13 protein-coding genes and 1 tRNA gene are annotated in these 16169 nt (G+C 63.7%); 6 read left to right on the top strand and 8 right to left on the bottom strand.

Translation table 11 applies throughout. The features are described 5' to 3' along the window. Nucleotides 1–4: 4 nt before the first annotated feature. The 6 genes from G394_RS0101900 to G394_RS0101875 form a co-directional block, all read right to left on the bottom strand. Nucleotides 5–1162, bottom strand: a complete 1158-nt coding sequence (locus tag G394_RS0101900; protein ID WP_051306888.1) for an iron-containing alcohol dehydrogenase — start codon at nucleotides 1160–1162, stop codon at nucleotides 5–7. A 63-nt stretch (nucleotides 1163–1225) separates the two neighbouring features. Then, complete coding sequence (locus G394_RS17575) at nucleotides 1226–2632, bottom strand: solute carrier family 23 protein (RefSeq protein WP_043774493.1); 1407 nt, start codon at nucleotides 2630–2632, stop codon at nucleotides 1226–1228. Between the two features lie 378 nt (nucleotides 2633–3010). Continuing rightward, nucleotides 3011–5125: a sigma 54-interacting transcriptional regulator gene (locus G394_RS0101890; RefSeq protein WP_028576195.1), complete on the bottom strand. Its 2115-nt coding sequence runs from the start codon at nucleotides 5123–5125 to the stop codon at nucleotides 3011–3013. A gap of 37 nt (nucleotides 5126–5162) precedes the next feature. Continuing rightward, entirely contained in the window at nucleotides 5163–6401 is a 1239-nt protein-coding gene (locus tag G394_RS21025; RefSeq protein ID WP_028576194.1) for a DUF190 domain-containing protein, read from the bottom strand. Nucleotides 6402–6837: 436 nt separating this feature from the next. Beyond that, nucleotides 6838–7575 carry an ABC transporter permease gene (locus tag G394_RS0101880; protein ID WP_028576193.1) on the bottom strand — a complete coding sequence of 246 codons (738 nt, stop codon included), beginning with the start codon at nucleotides 7573–7575 and terminating at the stop codon, nucleotides 6838–6840. Then, nucleotides 7572–8543 (bottom strand): ABC transporter ATP-binding protein, encoded by a 972-nt coding sequence (locus G394_RS0101875; RefSeq protein WP_028576192.1) that lies wholly within the window; start codon nucleotides 8541–8543, stop codon nucleotides 7572–7574. Before G394_RS0101875 ends, G394_RS0101880 begins: the two co-directional genes overlap by 4 nt. A 658-nt stretch (nucleotides 8544–9201) precedes the next feature. On the opposite strand from G394_RS0101875, the gene yedE reads away from it, so the two are divergent. From yedE to G394_RS0101850, 4 genes are read left to right on the top strand one after another with little or no spacing between them, the layout of a single operon-like run. Next, the gene (yedE, locus tag G394_RS0101865; protein ID WP_028576191.1) at nucleotides 9202–10290 is read left to right on the top strand and encodes a YedE family putative selenium transporter; all 1089 of its coding nucleotides are present in this window, start codon (nucleotides 9202–9204) and stop codon (nucleotides 10288–10290) included. Between the two features lie 12 nt (nucleotides 10291–10302). Beyond that, the gene (locus G394_RS0101860) at nucleotides 10303–10521 is read left to right on the top strand and encodes a sulfurtransferase TusA family protein (RefSeq protein WP_028576190.1); all 219 of its coding nucleotides are present in this window, start codon (nucleotides 10303–10305) and stop codon (nucleotides 10519–10521) included. After that, nucleotides 10518–11066, top strand: a complete 549-nt coding sequence (locus tag G394_RS0101855) for a putative Se/S carrier protein (protein ID WP_043774490.1) — start codon at nucleotides 10518–10520, stop codon at nucleotides 11064–11066. The genes G394_RS0101860 and G394_RS0101855 overlap by 4 nt, the downstream gene beginning before the upstream one ends. After that, nucleotides 11054–11911, top strand: coding sequence for an NAD(P)H-hydrate dehydratase (locus G394_RS0101850; protein ID WP_028576188.1), 858 nt, complete (start codon nucleotides 11054–11056; stop codon nucleotides 11909–11911). Before G394_RS0101855 ends, G394_RS0101850 begins: the two co-directional genes overlap by 13 nt. A gap of 28 nt (nucleotides 11912–11939) precedes the next feature. Here the strand turns inward: G394_RS0101850 and G394_RS0101845 are convergent, their stop codons facing one another. Together G394_RS0101845 and G394_RS0101840 are read right to left on the bottom strand one after the other, a co-directional pair. Further along, nucleotides 11940–12701 (bottom strand): substrate-binding periplasmic protein, encoded by a 762-nt coding sequence (locus G394_RS0101845; protein WP_084435215.1) that lies wholly within the window; start codon nucleotides 12699–12701, stop codon nucleotides 11940–11942. A gap of 210 nt (nucleotides 12702–12911) precedes the next feature. Continuing rightward, nucleotides 12912–12998, bottom strand: a tRNA-Leu gene (locus G394_RS0101840). 201 nt (nucleotides 12999–13199) lie between these two features. Here G394_RS0101840 and G394_RS0101835 point away from each other — a divergent pair. Next, nucleotides 13200–14144 (top strand): bifunctional riboflavin kinase/FAD synthetase, encoded by a 945-nt coding sequence (locus G394_RS0101835; protein ID WP_028576186.1) that lies wholly within the window; start codon nucleotides 13200–13202, stop codon nucleotides 14142–14144. A gap of 8 nt (nucleotides 14145–14152) precedes the next feature. After that, nucleotides 14153–15970 carry a chloride channel protein gene (locus tag G394_RS0101830; protein WP_028576185.1) on the top strand — a complete coding sequence of 606 codons (1818 nt, stop codon included), beginning with the start codon at nucleotides 14153–14155 and terminating at the stop codon, nucleotides 15968–15970. Nucleotides 15971–16169: the final 199 nt, after the last annotated feature.

Below are 16169 nucleotides of genomic sequence, written 5' to 3'. Positions count from 1 at the left end.
CCGTTTACAGGACCGCGCGGTAGATGGCCTCGGCATCGGCCAGTTGAAGCTTGCGCGGGTTGTTGGCCAGGAGTCTCGTGACCTTCATGACGCCAGCCGCAAGTTCCGGCACATCCTTGTCCTTGACGCCGAACTCGCCCAGATGCCGCGGCACGCGGAGATCGTCGGACAGTTCGCTCAGGGCGTCTATGGCGACCTGGGCCGCCTGCCTGGTGCTCAGGCCTGCGGTGGGGCGGCCGAACATTCCTGCGATGGCGGCGAAGCGCTCCAGATTGCCGATCATGTTGAACTGCATGACCGGGACCAGCATGATGGTGTTGGCGATGCCGTGCGGGATGTGGAATTCCGCGCCGATGGGATAGGCGAAGGCATGCACCGCGGTCACGCCGGCGTTGGCGAAGGCCATCCCGGCCAGCATGCTGCCGCGCAGCATGTTGGAGCGGGCCGTGATGTTTTCCCCATCTGAGAACGCGGTCCGGATGTTGCCGTAGATGATGCGGATGGCCTCCGTGGCCAGGATGTCGGACATGGCCGTGGCGTTTCTCGACGTGTAGGCCTCCACGGCGTGGATCAGGGCGTCCATGCCAGTCGCAGCCGTGACCTTGGGCGGCAGCCCGATGGTCAGTTCGGGGTCCAGCAGGGCGCAGGAGGGGTAGAGGAAGGGGCTGACGATGCCTTTCTTGAGCTTCTCGTGATGGTCTGAGAGGATGACGATGGGCGTGACCTCGCTGCCCGTGCCGGCCGTCGTCGGGATGAGGATCAGGGGCAGGCCGGGTTTCTGGATGAGGTCGATGCCGAACATGGCCGTCACCGGGGTTTCATTTGTGGCCATGACGCTGACCACCTTGGCGATGTCCAGGGACGAACCGCCGCCGATGCCGATGACGGCCTGGGCCCCGGCTTCGCGCAGTCTGGCGAGGGCCGCGTCGGCCAGTTCGAAGGGCGGATCGGCCTCCACCTGGTCGAAGAGTGTCGTGGCGACGCCGCCTTCATGGAGAATGTCTGCCAGCCTGGTCACGATGCCCGTGGCCTTGAGGCCTGGGTCCGTGATGACAAGCGCCGAGGACGCGCCCAACCGGGCGATTTCTTCGGTGATTGTCGTGAGGGATCCGGGACCCATGACGAGGCGGGGGGTTGTGGTGAATATCTCTCGCTGTTTCATGCTGACTCCTTTGAACGGTGCGCCCGGCCGAAGCCGGGCGTACGTTGTGGTGAGGTATGCGGATCAGGCGGATTCTTCGCAGACTTTTTTGGACTTGAGGTCGTCGGCCCAGAGCGGTCCGGACTGCGTGTCGCCCTTGAAGAAGTCGGCTCCGTAAAGGACCAGGCAGGCGATGACGCCGGCGCCGAAGGCCCAGGCCGCGCCCTTGGAAACCAGGATGCCGGCCACGATGCCGGCGATGCCGAGATCCTTGAGGCTCTTGGCTTCGCGGGCGCCGATGTACACGGACACGAAACCTTGGATGATCATGGTCAGGGACAGGGCTGCGGGCAGGATGGGCTTGGTCACGGTCACGATGGGCATGAGCCAGTAGCCGGTGAACGTCCCCCAGCGGAAGGAGCCCACGCCGCCGAAGATGGAGTCCATGGAGTCGCGGCCTTTTTTCCAGCGTTCGTAGGTGACGACGGTCATGGCCGCCCAGATGGGGCCGCACATGGAGATGTCGGGCCCGAGGATGGACATGACGGAGTTGCGTGCGCCGACGATGATGTGGGCCCGGTCGGGATTGTAGTCGACGGGCTCGTCCGGACGGATCGGGTCGGCGTCGTGGATGATGCCCTGGGCCTGGACCGCGTCGCCGAAGATGACGATGTAGGCCGCCAGGACCATGGGGAAGGATTTGAAGAACAGGGCCAGGGGAGGCCAGCCCAAGGTGCCCCACGGCACCCAGTCGGTCCACAGGGCGACGAAATCGGGCTTCGAGAAGCCCCATTCCATGTTGAAGGGCGCTTCGCCGACCAGGGGCGCGATGATGATGGCCGCGATGATGGCCGGCAGGATGCCGAGGTTCGAGATCTTGCGGAACAGGGGATGGTCGGTGGACCAACGCCGGAACAGGGGGTTGTACATCATGAACAGGGCCACCAGGGCGCAGACGCTGATGGTGATCGGCATGCTGTAGAACCGCCCGCCTTCCTTGAAGATGAGCTGGATGGCGGCCACGCCCGCGCCGAGGATGACTCCGGCCTTGATGGCCCGGGGGATGAGGTTGATGACCCGCTGGGCGAGCCCTGTGGCACCGAGGAAGATGCACCACAGGCCCAGGGTCAGTTCAAAGGCGATGAGGGCGTGCATGCGTTCGGGGCCGGCCGGAAACGCCGAGCAGTAGGCGATGAGGAGCGGGATGGCCGGTGTGACCCAGCCCGGGACGACGGGGTCGCCGAAAAGGGAATGCCACAGGTAGAGGAATCCGTTCAGGATGACGATGGCCAGGGCGACCTCGAAGGGCATGCCCAGGGTGTCTTGCAGGACGGGAATGATGGACAGGCAGACGGCACACATGATGAGGCCTTGTAAGTAGTCTGCCCATTCCCATCGGTAGTGGATTCCCGGGATGCGGAACTTCAATTTTCCCAATGGGATGTAGGGTGGTTCCTGTCCGTGCTGCCGTCGTTCTGTCCAGTTCGCCATGCTCATCTCCGCGTGAAAAGGGTGAATTGCGATGCGTGGCCGCGTGTCGCGCGGCGCCTTCTCCAGACACATATCACGGGCGCTTCGAGACGTGCGCCATATCCCGGTGCAGCCTGCGGTCCGCAAGCGCTCCCGGGTCGTGGTCGAGGAACGTGTCCGCTATTTACAAGAAGAGTGCCGGAAACCGTGTGTGCGGGAAATGGTAGGGAAAAGCTTTTTAGTCCATGATTTCAGATTGTTGGCATTGAGCCGGGTGCGTGTCGTTGTCCAGGCCCGGCCATGGCGATGCAGTACTGCATCGCTATAAATAGGCAACATTCCGGAAAAACGGGGAATACCCTGTGAAGAGAGGCAAAAAGGCATCGATGCGCTGGCGCATCACTGATGCGTTGGCGCATCGGAATTTTCGTGCATGTGCAGGCCATAGCGGCGGGCCTTGCGCACCACGGTGGATTGGTTCACCCCCAAGGCGCGGGCTGCGGCTCTGCTGCCGGGGTTGTTGCGCAGGGCCAGGGCCAGGGCCTGTTTTTCCGCACGCTCGACCGCGTCCCGCAGTGTCCCGGACAACGGCTCCTGGCAGGCCGTTTGCGCGGCGTCCGACGTGCCCATGGTTTTGTACACGTCCGCCCTGGTGATGACCTCCCCCTTGGCCATGACCACCAGCCGTTCCATGGTGTTGCCCAACTGGCGAACATTGCCCGGCCATTGGGCGGTTATGAGCAGATCCATGGCTTCCGGTTCGATCTGCTTGTTCAGTCCGTACTTTTGATTGTAGCGCCCGAGGAAGTGATAGATGAAGTCGATGACGGCATCCTGTCGTTCCCGCAGCGGCGGGATGAAAAGGGGAACGACGTTCAGGCGGTAGAAAAGGTCGCTGCGAAACTGGCGAGTTTGAACCATCTCTTCCAGGTCCCTGTTGGTGGCGGCGATGATGCGCACGTCGATCGGGGTTTCGCTCACTCCTCCGACCTGCACGATGGTCCGCTCCTGCAGCACGCGCAGGAGCTTGGCTTGGAGGGCGAGGGGCATCTCGCCGATTTCGTCCAGGAAAAGTGTGCCTCCGTTCGCGGTTTCGAAGACCCCCTGCTTGCCGCTGCGCAGGGCCCCGGTGAAGGCCCCGGCCTTGTAGCCGAAGAGTTCCGACTCCAGAAGCTGTTCGGGGATGGCCGCGCAGCTGATCTTGATGAAAGGGCCGGCGTGCCGGTGGCTGTTGGCGTGGATCAGGCCCGCCACAACCTCTTTGCCCACCCCCGACTCTCCCGTGATCAGCACCGACGAATCGACCTGCGCCAGCCGCATGGCCTGATCGTGAACCTCCTGCATTTTTTTGGAGCGGATGATGATCTCGGGACTGGTGTTGATGTTGCGTCTGAGCGAGTCCAGTTCCCTGCGGTAATGGTTCTGCAGCTCGGCCAGTCGTTCCAGTTCGAGCTGCAGCCTGCGCAGTTCCGTCACGTCACGGACGTTGGTGACGACGCGCCAGATCCCGCCGTCATCGTCGAAGATGGGGTTGCCTGTGACGACGATGGTCTTGGAGTCCCTTACCTTCTGAATGATGGTTTCGATCCTCCTGCTCTGCAGCACCTTCATGGTCACGGATTCGTCGTAGAATCCCTCGTGGACGAGTTCCGACATGGTCTTGCCCAGGACTTCCCGGGCGCGGATGCCGGTGATGCGTTCGTAGGCGCGGTTGATGCGCAAGGCCCGTCCCTTGCCGTCGGTGATGAAGATTCCGTCGAAGGAGGAGTCGATGATGGCGTCGAGTTCCTTGGACAGGCTGCGCAGCTTGGTCAGTTCCCTGGCGCGCAGCATCTCCTCCTGGACGTTGCGCAGCAGCACCATGCGATCCGATGTGCCGTTCGGGAAGCTCGCCGGCCAGGTGATCGGCAGGAAGCGCGTCTCGTCGCGCCAGGCGATGATAATGGATTGGCTGTCCAGGGGCTCCGTTTCGATCCCGAAGCCCGCCTCGGTCAGGACCTGCGACAGGGGCTTGCCCAGTACGTCCGCCGTTTCGGCCGTGCAGGACACGGCCGCGGTGGCGTTGAACCAGCGCACGATCCAGTCTTCGTCCACAAGGAAGGCCGCCTCCGGCAGATCCTGAAGCGCGGCGTACGCAGGAATCTTGCTGGATATCCTGCCGCCCTTGATGATGTCGTCGACGGCCATCATATCGATGCCGCCCAGGATCTGCGCGCCGTCCACCACCGTCAGGAATGAGCTGCCGTACCGCTTGAGTTCCTCCACAGCGGTGTCGGGATGGACCGAGCACATCATGGGGCGGACATGGAGGGAAATGGGATCGGAAAGCTCCGCGCCGGCGGCCAGAGCCTTGAGGAGTTCCTCGTAGGAAAAGACGCCGGTTGAGAACCCGTGTTCGTTCACCACCTGCGCCCCGCGCACCGTTTCCCGGCGGAAGAAGCCGGCGGCCTCTCGCAATGACGTGCCCTCCCGCAGGGTTTTGACAGGCGTCTGCATGATGTCGCGAACTTTCATGGCGTACTCGGCGGTATCGGTTGTCGGGTTCTTTGGTTCACTGCCTGGCCAGGGCCTTGAGCACGGCGTCGCGGTCGACGATGCCGAGCAGTCGGCCGTCGTCGTCCGTGACGACGACGCGCTTGATCTTTTTCTCGATCAGCGTCCCGATGACGTGGGCCAGGGGGGCGTCGGGCCGTGCGGTGACGACGCGTGTGGTCATGACGTCCCGGGCAGTGCCTTCCAGGGCGGGAAGGCCTGGCTCCTGACTGGTCAGGGCCCGCACCAGCCGGGCCACCAGGCCTGGAGATTCCTTTTGCACGAAGCTGCGCAGCAGGTCCCAGTCGTGGACCAGACCGAGGACCTTGCGCTCCGCGTCCACGATGACCACTCGCCGCAGGGGAGAGCGGACGAGCTGATCCAGGATGTCGGCCAGGGGGGTGTCGGGCCCGGCTGTGGGCACGTCTGTGAACAGGGCGTCTCGGGCCGTGGAGTGCAGTCCCGGAGGCAGGATTTCGAGATGCCCGGCCACGGACGAGGCTTTGGCGATGGTCGCCAGCACGTCGGTGCGGCTGACGATGCCCAGGAGCGTGCCGTCGTCGGCCGTGACGGGCAGACGCTTGATGTTCTTGCCGGCCATGATTTTCAGGGCGTCGACCACATCGGTCTTGATGTTCAGGGTCCGGGCCGGGGAGGACATGATGTCCTGGGCGACGAGGCCCGCGAACCCGGACGCCGCGCCCTGTTCGCAGCGCTGCTCGAAGGGCAGCTGCCCCTGCATGTCCAGGCGCAGGGGCATCCGGGCGCGGGTGAGCAGGTCGCCGCCGGTGACGATCCCCGCGATGTTTCTGCCGTCCATGACCGGCACGGCCTTGACCTCCCGGCGCAGAAGCAGGTCGACCACTGCGGGCAGGGGCGTACGGATGTCCACGGTGGCGACATGCTCAGTCATCACGTCGCGGATGCGCAGGGGCAGATGGAAGACGGCCTGCCCGTCCTGCATGACGATGCTGCCTTCCTCGACCATGGCGTCGACCACGGGCAGGAAGGATTCGACGCGCGACGGCGTGTCCACGATCTCGACGATGACCGGCAGGTCTTCGGCCAGGCGCAGGATCTTGGCCGTGTGCAGCAGACTGCCAGCCCCGAAGCCCATGAAACCCCGGCAGACCGAAGCTCCGGCCATGCCGCGCTGTCTGGCTTCCTCGACGATGGCTTCGTGGAGCGGCCGGCCCTTGTGGCGTGCGGCCTCGCCCACGAACACCTTGAGAATTTTCACGTCGATCGATTTGAGCATGTCGCCTCCCTGAGAGGATTCTGCCCCGGTCCGAGCCCGGGAACAAGGCCGCGCGACGGCGTTCTGTCCTCCGAGACTGAGGGCCAGGCGCTGCCGTTGCGCGCCGCGCAGCAGTTCTCCGCTTGAAGATGAAGGTCGAAAATGTCGGGAAGGCACCCATGAACCCGGTCAGGATGAGAATCCGGGCCAGGGAGGAGATGAGACCGCGTTCCGCGGACAGCATCCATAGGCCGAAGAGGAAAGAGTCGAGGGTGCCCACGGCCCGGTGCTGCGTGGACGGCGCCCGAGAGCCGGTAGCCTAGTGTGTCGGCGGCTTTGGCCAGGGCGACGAGGAAGAGTTTCTGCATGGCGTCTTGGCGAGGGGTTGGTGCCCAGGGGGAATACCAGACCGCGTCTGCGGCGGTCCCAGACAGTGACCATGCCCCGCATCAGGCGGTTATGCAATCCATTTGCGCTTGACGTTCCACAGGCTGCCCATGAACAGGGCCGCGCAGAACGCGCCGAGCGCAAGGAAGTCCAGGGTCAGGGGCATGGCGTGGACCCCGTTCACGGCTCCGTGGAGGATGTCCGCGCCATAGGTCAGGGGCAGGGCGTAGGACAGGGGGCGCAGCATCCACGGCAGGCTGGCAACGGGCACGAACAGACCGCAGAGGAAGATCATCGGGAAGCGGAAGAAGTTCGAGAAAGTCTGGGCCTCGAACACCTCGCTCACGGCCACGGCGATGAACAGGCCCTGGAAGGTCGAGGCCACGGCGATCATGACCGTGGCCAGGGTGAACATCCCCCAGACGACCTGTTGCAGGTCCGTCAGCCATGCGGCCAGCAGGACCGGAACGAACGCGTTCAGCGTCTCGAAGACGATGGCGCCGCCGGTCTTGGCCAGCATGATCAGTTCCAGGGGCATGGGTGCCAAGAGCAGGCGCTCGAAGGATCTGGTCTTCTTTTCAAAGGTTACGGTCACGGCCAGCATGGACGTGGTGCCGAAAAGAATGGACACGGCCACCACGCCGGGCAGCACGCCGGCCAGGCTCTCCATCCCGCGTCCGGACTTGATGAAGAACATGCCGGTCCAGGCCAGGGGGAAGATGAGGCCCCAGCTCAGGTTCGGCGGCTTGAGATAGTAGGTCCGCACATCCTTGAGCATGATGTTCCAGAACGCGATCCACGTCTTCATTGCCCGCCTCCCTTTTTCTCCTTTTCCTTGCGCAGGGACGCCGCCTCCAGGCCGGTGACGCGCACAAATACGTCCTCCAGGGACGGACGCAGCCGTCGCGCCTCGGCCACCTCCCCGCCATTGTCCTCCAGGAAGCGCACCAGCGGGCCGACGCGGACCGGGGCGTCCGACTCCACCCGCAGCAGCGCCGGTTCGGGGCGGGTGAACTCAAGGTTCAGGAACTCGGCCTGGAGCCTGTCCAGAATGTCCCCAGGCATTCCGCAGCAGCTGACGATCATGATGTGCCGGGACTGGACCGGCTGGAGCAGGTTCTCGACCGTGTCCGTGTGCACGATGCGCCCGGCCACCAGAAAGGCGATGCGGTCGCAGAGCCGTTCGGCCCCTTCTATGTAATGGGTGGTCAGAAAGACCGTGGTGCGGGTCTTGAGGCCCTGGACGATCTGTCGCAGCTGGCGCGCGCTGGCCACATCCACGCCCGTGGTCGGTTCGTCGAGGAACAGGATGTCGGGGTTGTGGATGATGCCGGCGGCGATGGTCAACTTGCGCTTCATGCCCTTGGAGTACCCGGCGAAGGGGCGGTCCGCCGCCGCCTCCAGTCCGAAGGAGGTCAGCAGCGTCCTGGCTCGCAGGATCCGTTCCGCCTTGGGCAGGCCGTAGAGGGCCGCACAGAAGCAGAGGTTCTCGAAGCCCGTCAGCTCCGGGTAGAGGTTGCTCTCGTCCGGCACCACGCCGATGAGGTGCTGGGCCGAACGGGGTCGGGCCACGCAGTCCATGCCCTGAATGACGATGGACCCGGCGTCGGGCCGGGCCAGTCCCGTGAGCATGTTGATGGTCGTGGTCTTGCCCGCTCCGTTGGGACCGAGCAGGCCGAAGACCTCGCCCTGTTCAACGGTGAAGGAGATGTCGGATACGGCATGGACTGTCCCGAAGGATTTTTTGAGTCCGTGAGCGTGGATGGCCTTGGTCATGGCGCGATTCCTGTGATGGGTGCAGGGGCGGTCGCAGGCGGGGCCGGTTGCCCGCGGCGAGCGACCGCCTTGAGATTGGGAGGCCGGCATGATTCTGTCAATGCACAATTTTCGTTTTTTTGAGTTACTGGAGACGCAAATCTGGGACACGGGGCATTCTTTCTCATTTTTAAGGCATTATGCTTTGTATCAGCGACTGAAATTAGGATATTATGCGCGAGTGATGCTTGTATATCGGATCATATTTGTCTGAATTGGTGTATTAATTTCATCGCGATTCAGTCGGCATAAGCGACGCATGATGAAGTTATGTTCATGATGCGTGCAAGACTTATTCATTGATGATGTCTATTGGACATATTGTTGTTTTCAAGCGTACTTTTTTGAGCATACCGACGTCCGTACACGGAGTGTCAATGGAGCTTTGTTTTTTCTGTCCAGTCGTCTCCGCGTCCTTTCTTTCAGCCAGTTGGGAGATTTGCGGCTCTCTGGAGTTGGAAACGGATCGGGACGGCGGCAAGAGGTTGCGTGGAAAGGTTCGTGCGGCGTGCCCGCTGTGTGGCGGAGAGCACGTGTACGATCCTGACGAACTGGCGTGTCCGTTGAGTTTTCGCGAGACCGGCTTCGACGGGATGGGCAACATCAAAGGAGGAGAGTGATGGCGCGTGAGGTGAAGAATGTTTTTGCCACAACCGCAGGGATTCTGTGCGTGGGTGCCGTGATCGGGGTGGTTGCCGCATTTTTGCAGAAATCCGGAAACCCGGCGAACATGGCCATCTGCGTGGCCTGCTTTGGCCGCGACATCGCGGGCGCCCTCGGGCTGCACCGGGCCGCGGTGGTGCAGTACATGCGCCCGGAAATCATCGGCTTCGTGCTGGGCTCCTTCGCGGCGGCCCTGGCGTTCAAGGAGTTCCGGCCGACAGGCGGGTCCGCGCCGCTGACGCGTTTTTTCCTCGGCATGATCGCCATGATCGGGGCGTTGGTCTTCCTGGGCTGTCCTTGGCGCGTGATTCTCCGACTGGCCGGCGGCGACGGCAACGCGCTGTTCGGGCTGCTGGGCCTGGTGACCGGCGTCTGGATCGGAACCCTGTTCTTCAAGGCCGGTTTCAACCTGGGGCGCAGCCAGGCGCAATCGACCAGCGCCGGAGTGCTCATGCCTCTGCTGATGCTCGGTCTGCTGGCCTTGAGGGTGGTGTTCCCGCCCGTTGCCGGCGAAGCCCAAAGCGGCGTTCTCTGGTACTCCCTGCAAGGGCCCGGTGCGGCGTACGCCCCGCTTGCGATTTCCCTCGTCGCGGGCCTGGGCATCGGATTTCTGGCCCAGCGCAGCAGGTTCTGCACCATGGGCGCCATCCGTGACGTCCTGCTTTTCAGGCAATGGTACCTCATGTTCGGTTTTCTGGCCCTGCTGGTCGCGGCATTGGCGACCAACGTCCTCCTTGGCCAGTTCAAGCCCGGATTTGAAGGCCAACCCGTGGCGCACACCATGTGGTTCTGGAATTTCGCCGGTATGCTCATGGCCGGGTTGGCCTTTGCCCTGGCCGGCGGATGCCCCGGCAGACAACTCTTCATGTCCGGGGAGGGGAACAGCGACGCCGGGGTGTTCGTGCTGGGCTCCCTCGTGGGCGCCGGCGTGGCGCATAATTTCGGCCTGGCCAGTTCGCCTCAGGGGCTTGGCCCCCACGGCCTGGCCGGGGTCGTCATCGGCATGGCCGTGTTGATCTTCATCGGATTCACGAATCGGAAATAGGGGAGGTCGGCGATGAAACAGACAGTGGACGCCAGGGGATTGTCCTGCCCCCAGCCGGTGCTCATGGCCGTACAGGCCATGCGTGCGGCAGGGGCCGGGGAACTCGAGGTCCTTGTGGACAATGACGCCAGTCGGGAAAACGTTTCCCGGGCTGCGCGGAGCCAGGGCTGGGAGGTGGCCGTCGACGAGCTCGCCGGCGGGGAGTTCAGGCTGGCGCTGGTCAAATCATGACGTGGCTGCGCAATCTCCTTGCCCGCAGGCCCCGGCCCGTCCAGGGGCTTTCGGACAAGGGGATGCTCCTGTTCCCGAGCACCGGCGAGGTCATCAAGGCCGAGGCGGTCCTGCGCCGGGCCGGGCTGGAGGTGGCGGTCAAGGGGCCGCCGCCGGATTTGCGCCAGGGGTGCGACATGGTTGTCGAATTCCTGCTGGTGGAGGAGATGCGGGTGCGGGAGGCGCTGGCGGATGGCAACCTCCAGCCGCTGCGCGTGGCCGTGGCCCAGGACCATCTGCTCGAGGCGGTCTCGCTGTACCGCATCAAGGAGCTGGGGCCCTACCTGATGGTTCGCGCCGCCAACATGAAGGTCACCGTGGACCGGCGGGACCAGCGCATCGTCAACGTGTCCGGCGGCGGATGCCCGGATGTGCCCTTTCTGGCGGAAGCGCTCGTCGGCAAGACCCTTGACGACGCGCCCGAGCCCCGCAGTCTGGGACAGACTCTGTGCGGCTATGCCCTGCAGCTGGCCTTCGAGGAGGCGAGACGCGTATGTCGTGGCTGATCGTCGGCACCGTGCCCAGACAGGATTTTGGCCTGGCCTGGGGGGCGTATGCCGTCCGGGGTCGGGAGATCGACATGGGCGGCGTTTCCGTGGGTGTGGCCAGGGGGACGCCGGCCCTTATGGCCACGGCCCATGCGGCGGCCCTGGTGCTGGGCGTCGAGCCGCCCGAGGCCCTGCTCGTCGGCGACACCGGGACGGGCGAGGGCAGTCGCGCCCTGTACGCGCGACTTGTCGGGGACGTTGGCCTGGTCCGTCATGCCGGGGTGACCTTTCATTATCTCATGCCGGATGTCGTCTGGCACAACAGGATTCTCTGGGGACTGGAGGGGCTTGCCCACCGCCCGCTGCTGGTCGCCGACGCAGGGTTCATGTACGCTGCCAAGATGAGCGGCTACGCCTCGCACTACGACCTGTTCACTCCCGATGTCGGTGAAATGGCCTTCCTGGCCGACGAGGCGGCCCCTCATCCGTTCTACACGCGGGGGTTCCTGCTCCAGGAGGACGAGCGGGTTCCGGAGCTGATCGCGGCGGCCCACGCAGGCGAGAACGCCGCACGGCATCTGCTGGTCAAGGGCCAAACGGACTATGTGGTCGCCTGCGGGCGGGTCGTGGCGACGCTGAACGAACCCGACACTCCCGCCATGGAGCACATCGGCGGCACGGGGGATACCCTGACGGGGCTTGTCACCGCACTTCTGGCTTCCGGCATGGATGTCCCCGAGTCGTGCCGGATCGCGGCGCTGACCAATCGGCTGTTGGGCCTTTTGGCCGACCCCACGCCGGCCTGCGGCGTGGCCGAACTCCTTCCTTTCCTGCCCAAGGCTCTCGAACGGGCCCTGCGGTAAACGTCCCGGACTCAGCCGCATCGGCGGATTACGGCTTCGGGGCGATATCCCCGATCTCGGTGAGGATGGCCTGGTCAACCTTGCGGATCAGGGCGTCGTCGACGGTCTTTGCGTACATGATGTGCCTGCTGTTGCCCTGGGGGATGTCGCTCATGGCCTTGAGGGCGAAATTTTCAGGCGAGGCCTGCGCTTCGTGCAGCAGGGCGTCGATCTCTTCCGGCGGGAGCAGGAAGAAATCGAACCGGCCGGATTCGAGCATTTTGGTCAGGCGTACCGAATCTGCCGTGACGTGGACGATTCTGTCGGGGTATTTGGCCAGAATGGCGTCGATCTGCGGCCCGTCAGACAAGCCGGCGACCCTGCCCATCAAGAGCTTTCCGTCCGCCATCAGCGCTTCAAGGGTCTTGTAGGGACGGAACAGGTCCTCCTTTTCGCGCAAAAAGAACACGCCGACGGGTCGGTTGATGTAAATGGGCAGGGAGAAGCGGGCGAATTCTTCGCGCTCCGGCGTTTTGAACCAACCCAGGGACGCGACGGGCTGGCCGGTTTGGATGTCGAGCAGGATCCGCTTGGCCGGTACGAAGTGGAATTCGGCCTCGACACCCGCCTTGGCGAACACCCTGCCGGCCAGATCGACAATCAGTCCCGCCGCCCGTCCGTCCGGCAGAGCGTGGTAGTAGGGCGGGTATTCAAAGTAGAGGACTTCCAGCGGCTGCGCCGACGAGACGGAAGGCAGCACGAGCATGGCTGCAAGAAGCCGGAACATGTTTTTCCAAAGACTCGGGCGCATTATAGGCTCCTGAAATGATCGGGGTTGTCGTCCTCGTCGGTGTCGTCATACATCTACGAAATTCCCCTCGCCTTCAGCAACCGTTTCGGGGGGGCAGGCCTTAGGTTCAATCGTAATCATGCCCGGCCCCGGCGTACTTCTCGGACAGTGGCCACGTCCGGAAAAAAAGAAAAAGGGTTGCGGCATTTCTGCTGCAACCCTTTGACTTTCTGGTGCCGAAGAGAGGACTCGAACCTCCACCGGGGAACCCCGACTAGACCCTGAACCTAGCGTGTCTACCAATTCCACCACTTCGGCGTGACGTGAGAAGCGTGTTTATGTGAGAGGCCTACCTTTGGCAAGCGTTTTGTTCAGATTTTTTTAATAAAATTATTTTACTCATTATTTCATATTATTATGAATGGAGCGTCGAGATTTTCCTTCGGGACGACCTTTGTTGAAGCCTGGGTTCTTTTGGTATAGAGGCGAGGCAGCCTGTTTTCGGGAGGGAGACATTACATGCATTGCGTCACATGGCCGGACCAGATCGGCGGCCTGGAAAAGGGGTCCTGCGTCACTATCGGCAATTTCGACGGGGTCCACATCGGACACCAGCGACTGATTGCCCGCGTGCGGGACCTGGCCGCCGGCCTTGGCGTTCCGTCCGTGGTCATCACCTTCGAACCGCACCCCCTGCGTTTTTTCACGGGCAAGAAGACGCCCCCGTTCATCACGCTCTACGAGCAGCGGGCCGAGCTGATCAAGGCCCTGGGCATCGATCACCTGCTTTGTCTGGAGTTCAACCAGGAGCTGGCGAGCATGGATCCTGCGGAGTTCGTGCGTCGCATCCTGGTGGAGGGACTCCAGGTCAGGGAGCTTGTCATCGGCTACGACTACGCCTTCGGCAAAGGCCGCGCCGGGAACTACGGGCTGCTGACGGTGCTCGGGAAGCAGTGGGGTTTCGGCGTGGAGCAGTTGGAGCCGGTTATGGTCGACCAGGCCATCGTCAGTTCGACGCGCATCCGCGATCTGGTCGAGGCCGGCGACGTCTGGGCGGCCAAGCCGCTTCTGGGTCGGTTCTATCGCGTTTCCGGCGCCGTCGTGCACGGTCAGAACCGCGGCGGCAGGCTGCTGGGCTTTCCCACGGCCAACGTCCATCTTGTGGACGAGTTGTTCCCCAAGACGGGCGTTTACTGCTGCTGGGCCGAGCTTGACGGTCAGGTCCATCAGGCCGTGGCCAATATCGGGTACAACCCCACCTTCGGCAATGATGTGCTCTCGGTCGAGGTGCATGTCCTCGATCTGGACCGGGACCTCTACGGCAAGACCCTCAAGGTTCATTTCGTGCAGCGTCTGCGCGGGGAGCGCAAGTTTTCCAGCCTCGACGAACTCAAATCCCAGATAGGCAAGGACGTTGCCTTGGGGCGGACCATCCTGGCCCTGCCCGAAGCCCGCCTGGTCTGAGGGTTTTCATGCGCGCGTTTCTCCGCATCCTCTTCCGGCCCTATACGGACCTGGTCCGCAGCTATCATTCCATCCTGAGCTTCAAGTGGCTGGCCCTGGGCGTGGTCGTCGGGGCCCTGACGGGTCTTGGCGCCGTGGCGTTCTACGTCGGCGTCGAAGCCCTGGGCCACCTGCTGCTGCGCCACTTGGCGGGCTTCTCTCTGCCCGTTCCCGCCGGCGAGCAGCTCATGTCCGGTGATCCCGGCACCTACAAGCCCTGGCTGCTCTTTCTCTTTCTGGGCGGCGTGGGCCTTCTGACCGGGTGGCTGGTCCACCGTTTCGTGCCCCAGACCCGCCATGGCGGCACCGACGGCACGGACTCCATGATCAAGTGCTTCCATCGCCAGGAAGGGCATCTTGCCCCGGTGGTGCCCCTCATCCGGGTCGGGACGTCCGTGCTGACCATCGCCGCCGGGGGCAGCGCCGGTCGAGAGGGACCCATTTCCCTGCTCGGGGCGGGCTTCGGTTCCTGGCTGGCCGGGAAACTCCGGCTTTCGGTCAAGGAACGTCGCATCATGCTTCTGGCCGGCGCCGCAGGCGGGCTCGGGGCCATTTTCCGCGCGCCCCTCGGGGGGGCGCTCACGGCCGTGGAGGTCATCTATCGCGAGGACTTCGAGGCCGAAGCCCTGCTGCCCTCCATTCTGTCTTCGGTGGTCTCCTACTCCATCTTTACCCTGATATTCGGATCCGAGCCCATTTTCGGGATCCCCAAATTCGAGTTCTCGGATATCCGCGAGCTGCCCGTTTACGCCTTGCTGGGACTGGTTTGCGCGGTTTCGGGCTGGTTCTATGTGAGCACCTTCCGGGCCATCAAATACAGGGTGTTCTGGCCTCTGACGGACCGCTTCGGCTTCATCCCGGCCATGACGCTGGGGGGATTCGGCATGGCCGCACTGGGAGTCGCCTTCCCCGAATTGCTGGGCGGCGGCACCGGCTGGCTTGAGCTGGCCATGCTCGGCAAGCTCTCCGTAGCCATGATGATTGGAATGGTAGTCGGCAAGACCCTGGCCACCTCGTTGGTCATAGGCTCGGGCATGAGCGGCGGCATGTTCGCCCCGGCCCTCTTCGTCGGCGGCATGAGCGGCGGCGTGGTCGGCACTCTCGGACAGCGCTTTTTTCCCGGCGTGGTCACGGAGCCGGGCGGTTACGTGCTGGTGGGCATGGCCGCCTTCTTTTCCGGCGTGGCCAACGCGCCCATCGGGCCCCTGGTCATGGTCTGCGAGCTGACCCAGGGCTACGGGCTGCTGGCGCCCCTCATGCTGGCCTCGGCCGTGACCCTGGTCCTGGGGCGCAACGTGTCGCTCTACGAGAATCAGGTGGACAACAAGTTCGAGTCCCCGGCCCACGTCAGCGACGCGACCATAAACATTCTGGAGCGGGAGCAGGTCCGGGACCACTACAAGCCCGGCCGGGTCAGCATCGTGGAGGAGGGCACGCACTTCGGGGCCCTGACGGACATCATCGTCAACGCGAGCGAGCTCTGCTTCCCGGTGCGCGGCGCTGACGACAGGATAACGGGCATTCTGGCGGTACAGGACCTGCGCAAGGTCCTGTACGAGGAGAGCCTGTGCGAGCTGCTGGTGGCCGGCGACGTCGCGCGCAAGGCCGTGCTGTTGCGCCCCGACGAGGACCTGTACACGGCTCTGCTGAAGTTCGTGGAGTCCGACCTGGCGCAGTTGCCTGTCGTGGACAGCGAGGACCCGACAAAGGTCTTGGGGATGCTGGCCAGGGAGGATGTCTTCACGGCCTACGCCGTGACGCTCAAGGCAATGAAGGCGCAGGCCTGAAACTGCCAGGGCGTCAGCCGCCTCGGTTCGGGCCTGTGGCCGGAAAAACGAATCCCCGCCTTGTGAGCGGGGATTCGTCGTTGGTAGGTCCTTGAACCGAGGGCTAGACCTTTGCGGCCTGCAGTTCTTCCGCGGTGTAATCCCAACCGACGTTGTGGGGCGGCAGGAGTTCGGTCTGGAAGAAGCGGGGCAGCTGGTC

The sequence above is a fragment of the Desulfomicrobium escambiense DSM 10707 genome (genome assembly GCF_000428825.1).
Taxonomy (GTDB): domain Bacteria; phylum Desulfobacterota; class Desulfovibrionia; order Desulfovibrionales; family Desulfomicrobiaceae; genus Desulfomicrobium; species Desulfomicrobium escambiense.
This window is presented reverse-complemented; position numbering and strand designations above follow the sequence as displayed.

Bases quoted from the DNA above. Each gene is read 5' to 3' on its own strand.
- G394_RS0101900 (WP_051306888.1), bottom strand. From the start codon at position 1,162: ATGAAACAGCGAGAGATATTCACCACAACCCCCCGCCTCGTCATGGGT.
- G394_RS17575 (WP_043774493.1), bottom strand. From the start codon at position 2,632: ATGGCGAACTGGACAGAACGACGGCAGCACGGACAGGAACCACCCTAC.
- G394_RS0101890 (WP_028576195.1), bottom strand. From the start codon at position 5,125: ATGAAAGTTCGCGACATCATGCAGACGCCTGTCAAAACCCTGCGGGAG.
- G394_RS21025 (WP_028576194.1), bottom strand. From the start codon at position 6,401: ATGCTCAAATCGATCGACGTGAAAATTCTCAAGGTGTTCGTGGGCGAG.
- G394_RS0101880 (WP_028576193.1), bottom strand. From the start codon at position 7,575: ATGAAGACGTGGATCGCGTTCTGGAACATCATGCTCAAGGATGTGCGG.
- G394_RS0101875 (WP_028576192.1), bottom strand. From the start codon at position 8,543: ATGACCAAGGCCATCCACGCTCACGGACTCAAAAAATCCTTCGGGACA.
- yedE (WP_028576191.1), top strand. From the start codon at position 9,202: ATGGCGCGTGAGGTGAAGAATGTTTTTGCCACAACCGCAGGGATTCTG.
- G394_RS0101860 (WP_028576190.1), top strand. From the start codon at position 10,303: ATGAAACAGACAGTGGACGCCAGGGGATTGTCCTGCCCCCAGCCGGTG.
- G394_RS0101855 (WP_043774490.1), top strand. From the start codon at position 10,518: ATGACGTGGCTGCGCAATCTCCTTGCCCGCAGGCCCCGGCCCGTCCAG.
- G394_RS0101850 (WP_028576188.1), top strand. From the start codon at position 11,054: ATGTCGTGGCTGATCGTCGGCACCGTGCCCAGACAGGATTTTGGCCTG.
- G394_RS0101845 (WP_084435215.1), bottom strand. From the start codon at position 12,701: ATGCGCCCGAGTCTTTGGAAAAACATGTTCCGGCTTCTTGCAGCCATG.
- G394_RS0101835 (WP_028576186.1), top strand. From the start codon at position 13,200: ATGCATTGCGTCACATGGCCGGACCAGATCGGCGGCCTGGAAAAGGGG.
- G394_RS0101830 (WP_028576185.1), top strand. From the start codon at position 14,153: ATGCGCGCGTTTCTCCGCATCCTCTTCCGGCCCTATACGGACCTGGTC.